Genomic DNA, 18,074 nt, shown 5'->3' with positions numbered 1-18,074 from the left:
AGAAAAAGCCTATTGCTTCTCCTCTAAAAAACTTAGTTTTGTTTTATGACTATTTTAAACTTGCCTCCTTGCAAATTCAAAATCAAAAGTAGCGAAAATAAGCGATTCATTTTTGATAACCTTAGAAAAAAATATATTGTACTAACCCCAGAAGAATGGGTACGTCAGCATTTTGTTTCTTATTTAAGAAAAGAAAAAAAATATCCAGAATCTATTATGTCCGTTGAAAAACAACTGACCGTAAATGGACTAAAAAAAAGAACAGATATTTTAATTTTCAACAAACAAGGATTGCCAGAAATTATTGTAGAATGCAAAGCTCCCTCTGTTGAAATTACCCAAAGCACTTTTGATCAAATTGCAAGATATAACCTAAAATTAAACGCTAATTATTTGGTAGTTACCAATGGTCTTTCACATTTTTATTGTCAAATCGACCCTATTAAAGAGGCTTATACTTTTTTAAAAGACATACCTTCCTACAAATAATACATTTCTAATTCTTTTAACTAAGTTGCATGTAACAATACTCGCTTTTTTAAAGTATGTTTGCATTCAACTTTTGAAACAATCGCTATTTGCCTTTCGGGCAACTTATTAAGAATGAAAATCGCTGTAGTCATATTAAACTGGAATGGTAAAAAATTACTAGAAGAGTTTTTGCCATCAATAATAAAACACAGTGAGGGTGCCTCTATTTATATAGCAGACAATGCTTCTACTGACGATTCTGTTTCATTTATCAAGCAGAACTTCCCTACTGTTCAGGTGGTTTCTAATGCAGAAAACGGTGGATTTGCAAAGGGATATAACGATGCTCTTCAGCATATTAATGCACCTATCTATGCTCTTGTAAACTCTGATGTTTCTGTAACAGAAAATTGGTTGGTTCCAATCCAGAAAGAGTTTGAAAAAAACACAAATACAGGAATTATTCAACCTAAAATTTTGGATTACAAAAACAAAAAAAAGTTTGAATATGCTGGTGCCGCAGGTGGATTCTTAGATATTCTTGGTTATCCCTATTGTAGAGGAAGGATTTTCAATTCTTTAGAGAAAGACAAAGGTCAATACAACGATACCATAAATATTAATTGGGCTTCTGGGGCTTGTTTTTTTATTAAATCTGAAATCTACCATCGATTAAATGGTTTTGACGAAGATTATTTTGCCCATCAAGAAGAAATTGATTTATGTTGGAGAACGAGCAATTTGGGCTACGATATTAAATATGTTGGAGCTTCTGCTGTTTATCATGTGGGAGGCGCTACCTTAAGCGAAGCGAACTCCTACAAGACATTTTTAAATTTCAGAAACAGTTTGTATTCTCTATTAAAAAACTTGCCCTCCAACAAAGTTATTTTATTTATTTTTATCAGAATGGTACTAGATGCTGTTGCTGGTATTCGTTTTACCCTGCAAGGAAGACCGATCCATATGATTGCGATTATTAAATCGCATATCAGTTTTTACAGTAACCTAAAAAAAATGATTGCCAAAAGAACCTTCAAACACAACAATTTAAAATACTACAATACCACTAGTATTGTATGGAGTCATTTTGTTCTAAACATAAGAAAATCAAAAAATTTATAATTGCCCAGCAACAAATGCTGGAAAACATCATATTGCTATGATAAAAAAAATGTATTTATTTTACTAATGTATATTAGTAGCTATAGTTACGCCCAAACCGATTTCACATCAATTGATAATGCTTCAAAAAAGGTAGATTATTCACTATATACCTCGAAACAAATTGCATCTGCACTGACAAAAGACTTACATACTGAAACAGAAAAAGCAAGAGCGATTTACATATGGATTACTCATAATATTTCTTATGATTATCAAATGCTACAAAATCTCCCAAAGTATACCTCTTCACAAGACTGTGTAAACTATGTTCTAAAAAAAAGATCAGGTGTATGCCAACACTATGCTGATTTGTTTCTTGATATGACTCAATCAATTGGCCTAGAAACTTTTATTATAGTGGGATATACAAGAGACTATCAAGGGAATATTCCTGATATAGGGCATGCCTGGAATGCTATCAAAATCGACTCAAAATATTATTTTATTGATACTACCTGGTCTGCTGGGTACATCAAAGAAGATAGATATGTCAGACATTTTAGAGATAAATATTTTTTAATCACCCCAAAAGATTTTATAAAAACTCATATTCCTTTCGATCCGATATGGCAGTTTATGGATAACCCAATAAGACACATAGAATTCAAAGAAAAAAACTTCCAAAAACTCGACCAAAAAGGCAATTATTCTTTCGAAAAAATCATCCAAAAAAAAGACCTTCTGAACGACAAACAACAACTAGAGGAAAGCAATAAAAGAATTATTTGGTGCGGTGTAACAAATGAAATAACAAAAAAAGTAATTGCAGCAAAATTAAACAACATTGCTTTTATAGAATACAACGAAATAGTGAAGAAATTGAATATCTCAATTATCGATTACAACAAATATATTGAGGCAAAACAAAAGAGGTTTAAAAACCCTGAAATGACCGATCAGGAGATAAAAACATTGATTGATAAAGTCAGCAAAGGTTTTATTGAATGCAACGAAGCGTTTACGTTTATTAGCGCAACAGATAAAGAACTGAGCAAAACCATCAACTTCGAAAAAAACAGATTGCCCTCTATTATTGAAGCTGCAGCTTTGGAAAAACAATTTGTAGAAAAATATATTAAAAAATGGAAACCATTAAGAAAATCTATGTTTCCAAAAACAGGATATGGTAAGATAAATAGTTACAAAACAAACCCTCTTTTTTAAGGTCTAGAAGTAGTTATGAATCAAAATTTATGCAAAAATCAACCCGTTATTTTAGCATCCTATGCTTAAAGCACCTCTAAACTTCCTTTTCCTTCTCGAATCACTTCCGGCTCATCCCCTGTTAAATCAATAACAGTTGATGCATGATTATCACCATAACCACCATCAATAACAACATCCACTTTAGATTGCCATTTCTCATAAATCAACTCAGGATCTGTTGTGTATTCTAACACTTCATCCTCATCATGAATAGAAGTTGAAACTATTGGATTTCCTAACAAGGACACCAACTCTATGGCAATGGCATTATCTGGAACTCTAATCCCTACAGTTTTTTTATTCTTAAATGCATTTGGCAAGGTTTTACTCCCAGGCAACACAAAAGTATAAGCCCCTGGCAAAGCTCTTTTCAACAACTTAAACGTAGAAGAATCAATCTGTTTTACATAATCAGAAAGATTGCTAAGATCCTTACATATAAAAGAAAAGTTAGATTTTTCTAATTTCACACCTTTTATCTGAGCTATTTTTTGGAGAGCACTTTTGTTTGTTATATCACATCCCAAACCGTAAACAGTATCGGTTGGATATATAATCAATCCACCTTTTCTCAAAACATCTACCGCTTTTTGTATTTGTCTTGGATTGATATTTTGCTCATATATTTTTATTAACTCAGGCATTTGTCTCTTGTGTATTTACTACAAAAGTAATGATAAAAAACTATCTTCGTAGTACATTAGGATTATTCAACTTGCTAAAACTAGTACCTCATTGGACGAAAAAACAACCAACAATTTACAATACCAAGGTTATCTTGATACCCCTTCAATTTTCACAAAAGAAAACAATCCATTTGAGCAGGAAATATTCCAAATTTCTAAAACCGCAGAAACTCCGAACTTTAACATCAGTAAATCTTTAATGCTAGGTAAAAGAGTCGAAGTTTTTTTTCATTCAGAAATCACAACTGCCAATCTTTACACCATTTGTTATGAAAATATTCAAATTCAAAAAGAAAAAAGAACTATAGGTGAACTAGATATAATTTTACAGAACAAAAATACCAATCATTTATTCCATGTAGAAATCGCCTATAAATTCTATTTATTCGACCCCAATATTCTAGGATCTAATCTTGATCAATGGATTGGTCCTAACCGGAACGACAATCTTTCAAAAAAAATCCACAAACTTAGTTCTCACCAATTCCCATTGCTATTCAAAGAAGAAACTAAAGAAAAAATAAAGCTTAATATTTCATCCATTCGGCAAGCTATATTTTTCAAAGCACAACTATTCATTCCCTTTTCATTTGAAACCAAAGAATTTTCAGAGATCAACTCCAATGCAATCTGTGGTATTTATATTTCTATAAAAGATTTCAAGTCTAACCCGTATATAGATTCAAGCTTCAACATACCTAGTAAACAAGATTGGTTGGTTCATCCAAAAAACAACAGTACCTGGCATTCATTTTCTGATATACTTAAAGAAATAAAAGTTCAAATCAACCTAAAAAAAAGTCCCTTAATCTGGAGAAAAGACAACAAAAACAACACACATAAACTCTTTATTACTTGGTGGTGATTTATAAACAGAATCTTAATAAATATTTTAGACTACTAACAGGAACTATTTAGGTCAAAAGTTTATATTTGCTCTTCAAATTTTTAACTATAAATCAAACAACTATGTGGTACGAATGTAAAATAAAATATAGCAGAATTGACGAGGATGATAGAGTAAAAACATTCAACCAGCCCTATTTATTTGATGCAATGTCTTTTACAGAAGCTGAAGCAAGAGTAAATGAGGAAATGGCTCAATACATTTCAACAGAGTTTAAAATTACAAATATCAAGGTTGCTAACTTTGCAGAAATTTGTCCAAATGAAGCGGGAGATAGATGGTTTAAATGTAAATTATCTTGTATCACGATAGATGAAGAAAAAGGATCAGAAAAAAGAGCGAATTCATACATCTTAGTGCAAGCAAATGATGTAAAAGATGCTTATGATGTTTTGGCAGCAAGCTTAACAGATACCGTAAGTAATTATGAAATCCCGAGTGTTGTTGAATCTCCTATTCTTGATGTATTTCCATACTATGATGGTGAAGAAGAAGCTCCGTTAAATGAAGAAGTACCTGAAAACCTTCGTATGCTTGAACCAAGTGATTCATTTGAAGAAATCAGTGACAAAACTGAAAGCGAAGAATTAGAAGAAGAAATCGAAGAGGAAGTAGAAGAGGAAGTAGAAGATTAACAATCTTCAACTTTTAACTATAAAAAAAGCCACTCAATCATTTGAGTGGCTTTTTGTTTTATAAGCATTCTATTTTACCAGAACATAGCATACAATGCTACAAGTACAATCATAATAGCAAAAGAACCAATATTAAATAATGGTGAAGTATTAAATACACCTTTACTCAAATCAATTCCTTTAGAATCATCTTGACCTTTATTTTGCATAAAACTAATAGCAATAATAATCGCCATTGTTACTAAGGTTGTCAATCCCATTTGATCCATCCAAGGCATACTTGTCATCTTAAACAATACTGCTACTGGAATAGATAATAAAGCTCCCCAGATAGCTGCTTTGTTTGTTGTTTTTTTCCAAAACAATCCTAACATAAAAACAGCCAAAATTCCTGGACTTACAATTCCTGTATACTCTTGAATAAATTGGAACGCTTGATCAATACCTCCTAACAATGGAGCCATCACAGCTGCAATAGCCAAAGCAACAGCTGCAGAAATACGTCCTACATTTACTGTAGTCTTATCGTTCGCCTCTTTATTTATATATTGCTTGTAAATATCCATTGTAAAAATGGTAGATGTTGAATTCAACATAGACGCCAAAGAAGATACAATTGCGGCTGCCAATGCTGCAAATGCAATTCCTTTTAATCCTGTTGGTAAAAACTGTAACAACCAAGGATATGCTTTATCTGCAGCATCAAGGCTTGGCATATTTAATTTACCAACTTCTCCTAAGCTTGCCATTAACGCAGGGTCATTTACAATTACGTAAGCCGCTATTCCAGGAATCACCACAATAAAAGGAATAATTAACTTTAATGCAGCTGCCAACAGAATACCTTTTTGAGATTCTTTTAATGATTTAGCAGCCAAAGTACGCTGTATGATATACTGATTGAATCCCCAGTAATACAAGTTTGCCACCCATAATCCCCCAACCAAAACTCCAATTCCAGGTAAGTTTGCATATTGCGGATTACTTTCTTCTAAGATCATATTAAATCTGTCCGGAGCTGCCTCATATACAGCCAACATTCCTTGCCATGCTCCTTCTCCTCCAGAAACGGTATTCAATGCTAAATAAGTAGTAATCAAACCACCCAAAACCAAGAAAACAACCTGGATAATATCCGTCCAAGCAACAGCCGACAATCCTCCATATAAAGAGTATGCCGCAGCAAAAAGAGACAAACCAATTACGGCATAAATCATGTCTATACCAATAATAGTCTCAATAGCCAAACCTCCTAAATACAAAACAGAAGCTAAATTGACAAATACATACAATCCAATCCAGAAAACTGCAAGAATTGTTTTTAAGTTGGTAGAAAATCTTTTTTCAACAAATTCTGGAATTGTATACAATCCTTTTTCAATGAAAATCGGTAAAAAATATTTTCCTACGATAATAAGTGTTAAAGCTGCCATCCATTCATAGGATGCTATAGCCAACCCTAAGGCAAATCCTGAACCAGACATCCCAATAAATTGTTCTGCTGAAATGTTTGCCGCAATTAATGATGTACCAATAGCCCACCACGGTAGTGATTTACTTGCTAAAAAGTAATCTTCTGCATTTTTTTGATGTCCATCTTTATCTCTTGAAACCCATAATCCTACTCCTAGAATTAAAATGGCATAAGCTACAAAAATGAAGTAATCCCAAAAATGAAATCCTGTTGTCATAATATATAATTTAAGTTAGTGTTTAAGCGGCACTAATATATCATTTTTATTTCTCTTAACAACATATGTTTATGATTACAATAAAAAAGAGCTAGTAAAATTAATTACTAGCTCTTTTTTATCTTGTGTTTTTAAGTTTTAACTAAAATACACATAAATTCCGACTACTATCACTAAAATAACAATACTAACTGGTTTTAATATACTCCAAGGCTTGATATCTACCTGCTCTGTATACTCCTGTACAAAATCAACTTCTCTCGGTTTTAACTTACCAATAATAAGCATGATGATGATATTCAACACAAATAAGATGGCCATCACATGTAAAAAATGAGGATAAGCAGTACTTTCTACCATCGCTAATTCTAGCGCATCAGAAACCCCAGATGCCTTTGCATCAGCAACAGCAGAGCTCACCATCATAGGCTTGATAATAAACTGACTTATAGAATACAATACAACTCCTGAAAACAATCCAACTTTTGCAGCAATTGCAGGAACTCTTTTTGTTAAGTATCCAACCACAATAATTGTAAAAATAGGAATCGAGTAACATCCATTTACTTCTTGTAGGTATGCAAACAACCCTCCTGATGCTTTAATCAACCATGGGGCAATGCACATAGCAGCAATTGCTAAAAAGATACCAAAAGTTTTACCAACCTTAACCACCTTCGCATCAGAGGCCTCTGTGTTAATATGAGCTTTATAAATATCTAACCCGAATAAAGTTACAGAACTATTCAATCCTCCGTTAAATGAACTTAAAATTGCACCAAATAATACAGCAGCAAAGAAACCTACCATACTCGCTGGTAAAACTTGCTTCACTAATAATGGATATGCCTGATCTTTATTAATAGCATCTCCTGCTGCAAAAAAGTTAAAACTCTCTGGGTGCTGTGCCATATAAAAAGCAATCATTCCTGGTAAAACCAACATTAAAGGTCCCAAGATTTTCAAGAATGCTGCATACAACAATCCTTTTTGCCCTTCCGCTAAATTTTTAGCACCTAAAGCCCTTTGAATAATTGCTTGGTTTGTTCCCCAGTAAAATAACTGAACTAACATCATACCTGTAAATATTGTTCCGAAAGGCACTGATGCATCAGGACCTCCTAAAGAATTAAGTTTTCCTAACGGTTTAGAATAAGACACTAAAACATCCAATCCTTCTCCAATACTACCAGAACCGATAGCCATCAACCCAAAAACAGGAATAGCCAAACCACCTATTAAAAGTCCAACTGCATTGATAGAGTCTGAAACAGCTACCGCTTTCAACCCTCCAAATACAGCGTAAAAAACTCCAATCGTTCCAATTGCAAAAACCGTAATATACAACCCTGTAAACTCATCTACTCCAAGCATTTGAGGCACATCAAACATTGTATTTACTGCCAACGCTCCAGAATACAAAACAATAGGTAACAATACAACTACATACCCTGATAAAAACAATCCTGAAACTAAAGTCTTTGTCAATTTATCATACCTGCTTTCCAAAAACTGAGGAACGGTAGTAATCCCACCTTTTAGATACCTTGGTAACAAAAACACAGCGGTCACAACCATAGCTATCGCCGCTAGGGTTTCCCATGCCATTACCAATATTCCTTCATCAAATGCAGCTCCATTTAACCCTACAATTTGCTCAGTTGATAAATTCGTAAGTAACAAAGAACCAGCAATTACAGGACCTGTTAAACTACGACCTCCTAAAAAGTAGCCATCAGCTGATTGTTTGTTCTTCCTTGTTGCCAAGAAAGCTATTATGGCTACCAAAGCAGTAAAGCCAATAAATGAAATAATTCCCATGATAATTTAATAATTTAATTCTATTTCTAAATTTTTGTGGCGCTAAATTATAATATTTATCGAAAAAATCTTCTCAAAAAAAACCAACTCACGCAAACCTTGTAGTAACAAATGTAATAAACACGTTTATCTTAGGTTTTTATCCCTGGTAATAAAGAAAAAAAAGCTATATTTAGACCAATCTAATAAAAAGCTAACAACCTTGTTTCAAAAGTATAGTCCCCCAACCTATCTCGTCATTCTTTTATTTGGTTTAAACTCATTATTCGCTAAGAATAGCAACCCAAACACCGACATCATACACCCCACTTTCAACTATATGTCTTTTGTATTTAAAGGAAGTATGATTGATAAAATTATTCACAAAAAGGTCATGCAAAGAAAGGTGCACACCGTTTCTTCAAAAACAAACAATATAAAACCGCATGCTATAAATAAAGCAGCTGGCGTTTTTGCCTTTGATTTTGCTACAGATGTCAATTGGGATGGGGTAAGTGCAACAGACCTAATGACAGCCATAGAAGGCCCTGGTGTTACCCTTACTTCGCCCGTTATTGCCTTTGGTTCAAATGGCCAATATGGGACTTTTACCAACGGAAACGATATTGGCTTATCAGTGAGCGACGGAATTATCCTAACTTCAGGTAGTGTAGCCAATTCATTCAATGCTTCAAGTTCAGGGAATACCAGTAACAGTTATTCCACAAACCTTCCTTCTGACAATGCAGAACATTCTGATTTTATTCAACTAGCTAGTGATGGAGCTGGTGGTTTCCGAAGTATGAATGATCCAATGATTTTAACTTTTGATGCTGAGTTAGATTATGACGCAACCGTTCTTACGATCGATTATCAATTTGCTTCTGAGGAATATAATGAATATGCATGTACTAGTTTTAATGATGTCTTTGGCTATTTTGTAACCTATTATGAAGAGGATGAGTTTGGAGTAAGAACCTATGGTACAACTGAAAATATCGCTTTAGTTCCAGGAACCATTAATCCGGTATCTATTGCAACTATTAACGATGGAAATGAAACTTATGTTGCGGGGGCTAATGAAGGTGACCCTGACATCTGTGACAATAGACAAGCTAGTTATTTTATAAACAACCCTGCACCGCAAAGCCCGGCTACAGAGAGTGATATTCAAATCCAATATGATGGAATTACAACAAAAATTAGAGCTTCTGCAACTGGATTGGTACCTGGGGGTAAATATGAGGTGAAATTTGCAATCGCAGATGTTTCTGACAGCGCCTATGATTCAGCAATATTTATAAAATTAATCAGTGGTTTCCCGGATACTGATGATGATGGTGTAGCAGATGATGCTGATATCGATAGTGATAATGACGGAATCTATGACATTATAGAAGATGCAAACTTAGACTCAGACAACAATCCTCTAAGTAACCCAACCGACACTGACAGCGATGGTATTCCCAATTATCTAGATCTAGACTCTGACGGTGATGGAATCCCAGATAATGTAGAAGCCCAGACCACTATAAATTATATTGAACCACTCGGAACTTATAGCTTAGATGGTGTTGATGATGCATATACAGCTACCGGCGGACTAACCCCTATTAATACCGATAACACGGATAACCCCGACTATCTTGATTTAAACTCAGATAATCAAGGTGCAGATGATACTACTGAGGCGGGAATCGTTTCATTAAACACAAATGTAGGGACCAATGGGTTAGCTAACAGCCCAGATTATCCCGATACATATACTGATGTAAATGGATCTATAGACATCCCATCAGACCTTCCTGATGATGATGGAGATAAGCTTGCAGGTGGTGATGTTGATTACAGGGACGCCACTAACAGTGGTGACAATGATAACGATGGAATTGATGACATCGATGATATTGACGATGATAATGATGGAATATTGGACACCACTGAAAGTAGTCCATGTACAGGAAGTTTGAACTATGAATTTTATGATGGCTCTTATTCTCCGTCTGTAGACAACATTCCATCAACAGGAAGTCTACAAACAGGGACAGTATCTGATTTTGATGTAACCTCATTACAAGCACTAATAACTCCAGACGACAATGAAACTTTTGGTATACGATATACGGGTTATATAAATATTTTCACCTCTGAGACATACACATTTTCTACCACATCGGATGATGGTTCCAAATTGTATATCGGAGGTATTGAGGTGGTAACCAATGATGGGAACCATGCCCCTAGAAAGGAAACAGGAACAATAGCCTTAACTCCGGGTATTTATACTTTTGAAGTTTTGTTTTATGAAAACTTAATTGGAGAAGAGCTATCTGTAACTTATTCATCATCTAGCATTACAGAAACAAATATTCCTTTTTCAGTCTTATTTGTAAATTGTGATGAAGATAATGATGGGATCCAAAACTTTTTAGATTTGGACTCAGATAATGACGGAATACCTGATAACCTAGAAGCCCAACCCACTAGTAGCTATATCACTCCTTTAGGAACAAATAATTCAGATGGATTAGATGATGCCTACACTGGAACAAATGGATTAACACCACACAACACAACGAATGCTACAGCGGAAGACTACCTCAACACAGACTCTGATAGTGAAGGCGCAGACGACACAGTAGAAGCCGGTTTATCGGATCTTTTAACAGGAGTAATTGGAACTAATGGATTGGACACTTACATCTACCCTTCTAACGATTATTTAGATGTAAATGGTATCATCGATAACTTGACTGGTTTTCCTGATTCTGATAGTGATTTAAATTCTGGAGGTGATGTAGATTTCAGAGATGAATTAATTGACATTACTGCAGGTATAGGAAATACATTATGGCTAAGAGCTGATATCGGAGTAATTGGAGGAACCGAAGTCACCTCATGGCAAGATCAAAGTGACACAAATAACAATGACATTTTTACGGATGATAATAATTTTACTGGAAGTGGCGGATCAGAGCCTAATTCTACACAAAACCTTTTGAATTTCAATCCAGTAATCACATTTACTCCTGGAAATAATGATCGAATGACGATTACAAGTGCAAATATGAATCCTAGAACGATGTATATTGTTTACAACGACGTTTCAACAGCTTCTTGGACAACTCCTTTCACTAATTTAAGTAATAATATTGGTCACGGTCATTCTGACGACACTCAAGTTTTTAACACAACATACACACCAAACGATGTACGCAACAGTAACTTAAACTTTGTAAACGGCTTAAATACAGATTTAAAAACCCATGCTAGACCTGATAATTTTGAATTACATTCTAGAATTTTCGATAGTAATTTATCAAATAACACAACAAATTATTTTATCGGTAGAGATAGAGGGATTGATAATAGAACCATTGAAGGTAGTATTGCTGAAATAATGTTGTTTACTAATGAACATACGTATGAAGAGAGACAACTAATTGAATCTTATCTAGGGATTAAATATGGCTTTACGTTAGATCAAACAGACCATAGTAATTCTTCGATAATAGAAGGAAACTACATTTTATCCAATGGCTCAACAATAGTTTGGAATTATCAATCCAACACAGCTTATCACAATAATGTCGCTGGAATCGGTAGAGATGATACTCGTAATTTTAGTCAAAAACAATCAAAATCAATTAATGATGGTGCCATAATAACCATTGGAAAAACCACCATCGCTGATAGCAACGCTGCAAATAACAACTCTTTTAGTACGGATAAAGATTTTTTGATGTGGGGAAATAACGCAGAAGTTATCACAAACACTACCGTAGCCTCATCTATTCTCTGCAGCACAGCAAACAGAATGTCTCGTATTTGGAAGGTAGTAGAAACAGGAGATGTTGAAACCGTTAAAATTGCAGCCGACGAAACAACTATTAGAAACACTCTCAGCTCAGACCAAATAGCTATTATCATTGCAGATGATCCAACATTTACTACTAATGTGGAATATGTATCTCTAAGTAGTGAAACCATTAACGGAACAAGCCAACTGACAGGAACTTATGATTTTGATGGAACTAAATATTTTACATTCACTGAAATTACAGGTATCACTTGGGATGGAGCCTCGGAAACTTGGTCAGGAGGATCTAACGGAGGTACACCAGACGATACAGACAACGACTCTCCAGGTAACCTTTTAACTATCGATTCAAATGGAGGTAAAGATGCTATCCTTTCTGCTGATGTTGAAGTTGGATGTTTATGGATTAAACCAGGATCTACTCTAAGTGTAACTTCTGGTCATTATCTTCATGTTGCCAATGAATTGCAACTTGACGGAGATTTAAAAATGATTGGTGATGCTCAATTAATCCAAACACACACTGGTAGCTCAATGGTTTCAGGACTAGGTAAGTTCTACATAGAACAGACTGCTACTGCTGCAACGGTATATCAATACAACTATCTTACTTCCCCAGTAGCAACGTTAGGTCAAATAGACAATTTTACAGTAGGTGATGTTTTAAAAGACGGAACAACACCGATTACACCAAGTACTTTCCCAGATGATATTGTATTTAAATCCTACAACTCAGCAAGTGATTTAGATGGTAGCTTAAAAACAGAAGACACTCCATTAACGCTAGCTAATTATTGGATTTATAGTTACCTTAACGGACTCAGTTCAACTTCTTGGATTCAACAAAAAGAAACAGGAACATTTGAGTCAGGAGAAGCATTTATTTTAAAAAGTCCAGGTGCTCCTCAAAACTACACGTTTGTTGGAACACCTCACGATGGTGATTATACAACCCCTATTAGCGCTCAACATAATTCATTAATAGGTAACCCTTATCCATCACCTCTTAATGTTGATGCATTTTTTCAAGACAACAACCCGGTAGGTGAAAATGCAATTATTTCAACATTATATTTTTGGCAACAATCTGACGGTTCACATGCACAAGGATCTTATCAAGGAGGATATGCGACAAGAACCGCAACCATGGGAACAAGTGCTACTGTTGAAAGCGCAGCCCCAGGTGGAATAGGAGCAGGAACAGACCAACCGAAAGATTATATCCCTGTGGGTCAAGGCTTCTTTGTAAAAGGTGCCGAAACTGCTGGAACAATTACCTTTAAAAATACCCAAAGACTTCATGCTAATGGAACTGCAGAACATATCGCTGTTGACGGAACGAATTCAATATTTTTCAAAGGAAAAACGAAACAACCAAAAACAAAAGAAAATAAAATCATAGGTATAAAACTTGGTTTTGAGTACACCAATAACGACGGGCTTCTTTTACATAGACAAATTGCAGTAACCTTTGATGAAAGAAATAGCTTCGACTATGATCCGGGTTACGACAGTCAAGTTTTTGATTTAGATGGTACTGATGCTTATTTCCAATTTAACGACGCTAGACAAGCTTATGTAATCGCTGGGATTGAAGAAATATCGGAAGACCTTGAAGTTCCTTTAACAATTAACATGAATTACTCAGGTAAATGTTATTTAATGTTAGATGAAAATTTGAATGTAGAATACCCTATATTTCTTAAAGACCACCTGAATAACACCTTCTCTAATATCACAGACAATAATTTGATTTCATTAGAATTGGAAACCGGTAAATATTCAGATAGATTCTCAATTGTTTTCAAAGAAGATGAAGCACTATCTAATGAAGATAATGTAACTATCGAAGGTTTATTTGTACACTATGACTCGGATTCACAACTCATAAAAATAGAGAAACCAAATTCTTTAAACATACAAGAAATAGAATTAATTAATACGCTTGGAGTTGTAATAGAGAGCTATGAAGATTTATCTCAAATACCAACCGATAAAATTACCAAAGGAGTATATATTATAAGACTTAATACATCCAAGGGAATTGCTTCTCAAAAGATTCCTCTTTATTAATACTGTGAAAAACAACTTTACAGGCGAATATCTGACAGATATTCGCCTGTTTTTTTCGATTATATTCAACACCATATAAAATACTTTATTTGTAACTTTGCATGCACCTAAAACAACAGGTTATGTCAGAAGAAGTAATTAAAGAGAATAAAGTTACAAAACCAAAATGGCTACGCGTTAAACTGCCAGTAGGAAAAAAATACACGGAATTAAGGGGCCTAGTTGACAAATATAAATTAAACACAATCTGTGCAAGCGGAAGTTGTCCTAATATGGGAGAATGCTGGGGAGAAGGTACTGCTACCTTCATGATCTTAGGAAATGTTTGTACTAGATCTTGTGGATTTTGTGGAGTTAAAACAGGACGACCTGAAACAGTAGAATGGGATGAACCGGAAAAAGTTGCAAGATCTATTAAAATCATGAAAATTAAGCATGCCGTTATTACTTCTGTCGACAGAGATGATTTAAAAGACGGTGGCTCTATAATCTGGGAAGAAACTATTCAAGCGATCAGAAGGGCAAACCCGAATACAACTCTAGAAACTCTTATTCCTGATTTTCAAGGAATAGAAAAAAACATTGACCGCTTGTTAAGAGCAGCACCTGAAGTTATTTCTCATAATTTAGAAACGGTTAGAAGATTGACACGCGAGGTACGTATTCAAGCAAAATATGATCGTAGTTTGGAAGTTTTAAAATACCTAAAAGATAATGGTCAAAGAAGAACAAAATCTGGAATCATGTTAGGTTTGGGTGAAACCGAGGAAGAAGTGATCGAAACTTTGAAAGATTTAGCAAAAGCGAAAGTAGATGTTGTTACGATTGGACAATACTTGCAACCGAGTAAAAAACATTTACCCGTAAAAGAATTTATCACACCAGAACAATTTAAAAAATACGAAACTATAGGTTTAGAACTTGGTTTTAAACATGTTGAAAGTAGTGCTTTGGTACGTTCATCTTACAAAGCGCAAAAACACATTAACTAAATTTATTTTTTTGGCACGGTAATTGCAGTACTCTTTTCGAAGGGAGTGGTTACCTTTCATTTCATAAATTAAGTTTGGTTAGTAAAAAAGCTCTGATTTCTAAATCAGAGCTTTTTTGTATTTTTTACTATCTTATCATTTTAAAAACCATGCCTTTGAGAAACTGCTTCGCTTTATATTTTTTGATACTACTATTCTGTTTGGTTAACAATTCTCACATTCAAGCACAAAAATCTTTTTCGAAAGAATTTGGGCTGATCAGCGATAATGATCTATACACCTCTACCTATTACGATCGATACTACACCAATGGGACATTTTTATACTTCAGGTACCTTAGTAAGAAGTCCAAACTCAAAAAAATTCATGAATTTAGAATCGGTCAGCAAATGTATACACCTCAATTTGCAAATTCGCATTTCCCAGAAGCAATAGATCGCCCTTATGCTGGCTATGCGTTTGCCCAATACAGTCAACTATTTTTTTCGGATAAAAATTATGGATTAAAGTCTACCTTAGAACTCGGTGTACTAGGCCCATCCGCCATGGCTCAAGACCTACAAAACATAATCCATAACCTATATGGCTTTTCTCCTGCAGAAGGATGGCAATATCAAATTGAAAATACACTAGGAATTGGTATGGAGTTTTTATTTTTAAAACCCTTTAGTAAAAAAGTCAAAAAGCGATTCGATTTTACATCAACAACTTCCTTAAAGCTAGGAACCATATTTTCTGAAATAAACACAAATATCTATAGTAGAATCAACCTTTTTAACCGTCCTCTTAACAATTACGCAAACAGTTCACTATTTGCAAGCAACCTAAATAAGGTAGATAAAAATCAAAAAAACGAGCTATTTTTATTTATCAAACCCCAAATTGGATATGCACTTTACAACGCAACCATCCAAGGAAGTCTTTTCAACGACAATAGCCCTATCACTTATGGCATCAATTCAATTATCTATGAATTAGAATTTGGATTGAGATACAGCATAAAAAGATTTGATCTTTCTTACTCTGTGATCAAATATTCAAAAAAAACAGAAACGATTGAAGCAAACACAAACACTTATGGAAGTATTCAAATTTCCTATAAATTCAATTAAAGCTCCTCTATATCTTCATTCTGAAAGCCTAACAAATATAATTTTGTTTTTGCTCTTGTAATTGCCGTATACAACCACCTCCAATAATCAACACTTTGTCCATCCGGTAAATATGGTTTTTCTATAAAAACAGTATCCCACTGCCCACCTTGAGATTTATGGCAGGTCATCGCATAAGAATATTTTACCTGAATAGCATTAAAATATTTATTTTGCTTAATCTCTAAAAGCTTTTTGTATTTTGATTTGATATCCTCATAATCCTTACCCACCTCATGGTACAACCTATTTGATTCTTCATAGGACAAAGAAGGACTCTCTGACATCAATGTATCTAATAAAAGAACTGTTTCCACAGGAGGATGCGATGGATAATCTATCAAACGTATTTTTACTTCAGCAAAACGAAAACCGTACAATTCTTTTGTGTTAAAAATTTCTAACACTTCAAAGGTATCTCCATTTGCCAAAAAACTAATTTCCGCTGAATCTTTTAACCAAAAATAATTATTCTTAACAGCCATAATATGATCGCCAATAGAAATCTCATTTTCTTTATCTAAAATTCTAGTTCTTATTTGTTGGTTGTATTGATTCGCTCTTTTATTAGACCTTACAACAATGGCTGTTTCATCAATGCCATGTTGATCGTAAGAGGTATGAATCGCATCTTGAATATCATAACTATCAATTAACCTAACCACATCTGGATATTCTAAATTAAATTGAAAATCAGCAAAACTATCATTACTAATAAACATTCTTAACTGGGTTGCATTTACCAAAATCCCAGAGTTTTTATGTTGACGCATTACCTCGTCTAATTCAATCAACGAAACAGATTTACTGTAATGAAAACTTAAATTATCTTCATCCAAAGCGGGACTAACTTCCAATTTAACAGGAGGTAATTGAGCCGTATCTCCGATTAAAATCATTTTACAATTTTTACCAGAATATACATAATCCATTAAGTCATCTAACAACGAACCATTATCAAACAACTTAGAATTACTAGGTGCATCTGGAACCATAGACGCTTCATCAACAAAAAATACAGTATTCGTATGTTTATTAACCTGTCTTGTAAATTCTACACCACCGTTAGATGTTTTTTTAGGATGGTATATTTTTTTATGAATTGTAAAAGCCTGCTTTTTAGAATATAATGAAATTACTTTTGCGGCCCTACCTGTAGGTGCCAACAAAACTGGTTTTTGACCAATTTTCCATAAATTATTTACAAGCGTACTTATTGTTGATGTTTTACCTGTTCCCGCATAACCTTTCAATAAAAAAACAGCATCAGAATCTTTGGAAAAAAGAAATTCAGACAACATCATTAAGAGCTCATTTTGAGTACTTGTGGGCTCAAAAGGGAAGGTTTTTATCAATTCTTTGTAAAAATTGGAAGAGGTTTTAATCATAGGGTCAAAAAAAAGCAAAGATAGGGATTGATTTGTCCTTAAAAATTTTTATGGTTCAAAAAAAATTGTAGATTTGTCTAATTCAAT

At 34.1% G+C, this 18,074-nt stretch carries 12 protein-coding genes; 8 read left to right on the top strand and 4 right to left on the bottom strand.

Annotated elements, in window-relative coordinates:
• Positions 1 to 45 precede the first annotated feature (45 nt).
• The 3 genes from AC2DGP_RS14615 to AC2DGP_RS14605 all read left to right on the top strand — a co-directional run bounded on the left by AC2DGP_RS14615 (position 46) and on the right by AC2DGP_RS14605 (position 2,802).
• Positions 46 to 489: a type I restriction enzyme HsdR N-terminal domain-containing protein gene (locus AC2DGP_RS14615; RefSeq protein ID WP_484490800.1), complete on the top strand. Its 444-nt coding sequence runs from the start codon at positions 46 to 48 to the stop codon at positions 487 to 489.
• A 114-nt stretch (positions 490 to 603) separates the two neighbouring features.
• The gene (locus AC2DGP_RS14610; protein ID WP_484490799.1) at positions 604 to 1,596 is read left to right on the top strand and encodes a glycosyltransferase family 2 protein; all 993 of its coding nucleotides are present in this window, start codon (positions 604 to 606) and stop codon (positions 1,594 to 1,596) included.
• 66 nt (positions 1,597 to 1,662) lie between these two features.
• Positions 1,663 to 2,802 (top strand): transglutaminase domain-containing protein, encoded by a 1,140-nt coding sequence (locus AC2DGP_RS14605; RefSeq protein WP_484490798.1) that lies wholly within the window; start codon positions 1,663 to 1,665, stop codon positions 2,800 to 2,802.
• A 65-nt stretch (positions 2,803 to 2,867) separates the two neighbouring features.
• Here the strand turns inward: AC2DGP_RS14605 and AC2DGP_RS14600 are convergent, their stop codons facing one another.
• Complete coding sequence (locus AC2DGP_RS14600) at positions 2,868 to 3,488, bottom strand: L-threonylcarbamoyladenylate synthase (RefSeq protein WP_484490797.1); 621 nt, start codon at positions 3,486 to 3,488, stop codon at positions 2,868 to 2,870.
• Between the two features lie 91 nt (positions 3,489 to 3,579).
• Between AC2DGP_RS14600 and AC2DGP_RS14595 the strand changes: the two genes are divergently transcribed.
• Positions 3,580 to 4,395 (top strand): DUF1853 family protein, encoded by an 816-nt coding sequence (locus AC2DGP_RS14595; protein ID WP_484490796.1) that lies wholly within the window; start codon positions 3,580 to 3,582, stop codon positions 4,393 to 4,395.
• A 104-nt stretch (positions 4,396 to 4,499) separates the two neighbouring features.
• Positions 4,500 to 5,072 (top strand): DUF4494 domain-containing protein, encoded by a 573-nt coding sequence (locus tag AC2DGP_RS14590; RefSeq protein WP_484490795.1) that lies wholly within the window; start codon positions 4,500 to 4,502, stop codon positions 5,070 to 5,072.
• A 74-nt stretch (positions 5,073 to 5,146) separates the two neighbouring features.
• On the opposite strand, the gene AC2DGP_RS14585 is transcribed toward AC2DGP_RS14590, so the two are convergent.
• Positions 5,147 to 6,763, bottom strand: coding sequence for a sodium/sugar symporter (locus AC2DGP_RS14585; RefSeq protein ID WP_484490794.1), 1,617 nt, complete (start codon positions 6,761 to 6,763; stop codon positions 5,147 to 5,149).
• A 138-nt stretch (positions 6,764 to 6,901) separates the two neighbouring features.
• Complete coding sequence (locus AC2DGP_RS14580; RefSeq protein ID WP_484490793.1) at positions 6,902 to 8,584, bottom strand: solute:sodium symporter family transporter; 1,683 nt, start codon at positions 8,582 to 8,584, stop codon at positions 6,902 to 6,904.
• A 319-nt stretch (positions 8,585 to 8,903) separates the two neighbouring features.
• On the opposite strand from AC2DGP_RS14580, the gene AC2DGP_RS14575 reads away from it, so the two are divergent.
• The 3 genes from AC2DGP_RS14575 (at position 8,904) to AC2DGP_RS14565 (ending at position 16,560) form a co-directional block, all read left to right on the top strand.
• Positions 8,904 to 14,456: a DUF8202 domain-containing protein gene (locus AC2DGP_RS14575; protein WP_484490792.1), complete on the top strand. Its 5,553-nt coding sequence runs from the start codon at positions 8,904 to 8,906 to the stop codon at positions 14,454 to 14,456.
• A 122-nt stretch (positions 14,457 to 14,578) separates the two neighbouring features.
• Entirely contained in the window at positions 14,579 to 15,448 is an 870-nt protein-coding gene (gene lipA / locus AC2DGP_RS14570) for a lipoyl synthase (RefSeq protein ID WP_484490791.1), read from the top strand.
• A gap of 155 nt (positions 15,449 to 15,603) precedes the next feature.
• Positions 15,604 to 16,560: a lipid A deacylase LpxR family protein gene (locus AC2DGP_RS14565; RefSeq protein ID WP_484490790.1), complete on the top strand. Its 957-nt coding sequence runs from the start codon at positions 15,604 to 15,606 to the stop codon at positions 16,558 to 16,560.
• Here AC2DGP_RS14565 and AC2DGP_RS14560 read toward each other — a convergent pair.
• A complete protein-coding gene (locus AC2DGP_RS14560) occupies positions 16,557 to 17,987 on the bottom strand; it encodes an ATP-dependent DNA helicase (protein WP_484490789.1) in 1,431 nt (476 codons plus the stop codon). The two genes, AC2DGP_RS14565 and AC2DGP_RS14560, sit on opposite strands and share 4 nt — an antisense overlap.
• Positions 17,988 to 18,074: the final 87 nt, after the last annotated feature.

This window comes from Flavicella sp. IMCC45537 (assembly GCF_057197705.1).
Note: the sequence above shows the minus strand (reverse complement) of the source record. Positions and strands in the feature narration are given on the sequence as shown.

What these genes read in the sequence shown, in the direction of transcription:
- AC2DGP_RS14615 (WP_484490800.1), top strand. Translation starts at nt 46, where the DNA reads ATGACTATTTTAAACTTGCCTCCTTGCAAATTCAAAATCAAAAGTAGC.
- AC2DGP_RS14610 (WP_484490799.1), top strand. Translation starts at nt 604, where the DNA reads ATGAAAATCGCTGTAGTCATATTAAACTGGAATGGTAAAAAATTACTA.
- AC2DGP_RS14605 (WP_484490798.1), top strand. Translation starts at nt 1,663, where the DNA reads ATGTATATTAGTAGCTATAGTTACGCCCAAACCGATTTCACATCAATT.
- AC2DGP_RS14600 (WP_484490797.1), bottom strand. Translation starts at nt 3,488, where the DNA reads ATGCCTGAGTTAATAAAAATATATGAGCAAAATATCAATCCAAGACAA.
- AC2DGP_RS14590 (WP_484490795.1), top strand. Translation starts at nt 4,500, where the DNA reads ATGTGGTACGAATGTAAAATAAAATATAGCAGAATTGACGAGGATGAT.
- AC2DGP_RS14585 (WP_484490794.1), bottom strand. Translation starts at nt 6,763, where the DNA reads ATGACAACAGGATTTCATTTTTGGGATTACTTCATTTTTGTAGCTTAT.
- AC2DGP_RS14580 (WP_484490793.1), bottom strand. Translation starts at nt 8,584, where the DNA reads ATGGGAATTATTTCATTTATTGGCTTTACTGCTTTGGTAGCCATAATA.
- AC2DGP_RS14575 (WP_484490792.1), top strand. Translation starts at nt 8,904, where the DNA reads ATGTCTTTTGTATTTAAAGGAAGTATGATTGATAAAATTATTCACAAA.
- lipA (WP_484490791.1), top strand. Translation starts at nt 14,579, where the DNA reads ATGTCAGAAGAAGTAATTAAAGAGAATAAAGTTACAAAACCAAAATGG.
- AC2DGP_RS14560 (WP_484490789.1), bottom strand. Translation starts at nt 17,987, where the DNA reads ATGATTAAAACCTCTTCCAATTTTTACAAAGAATTGATAAAAACCTTC.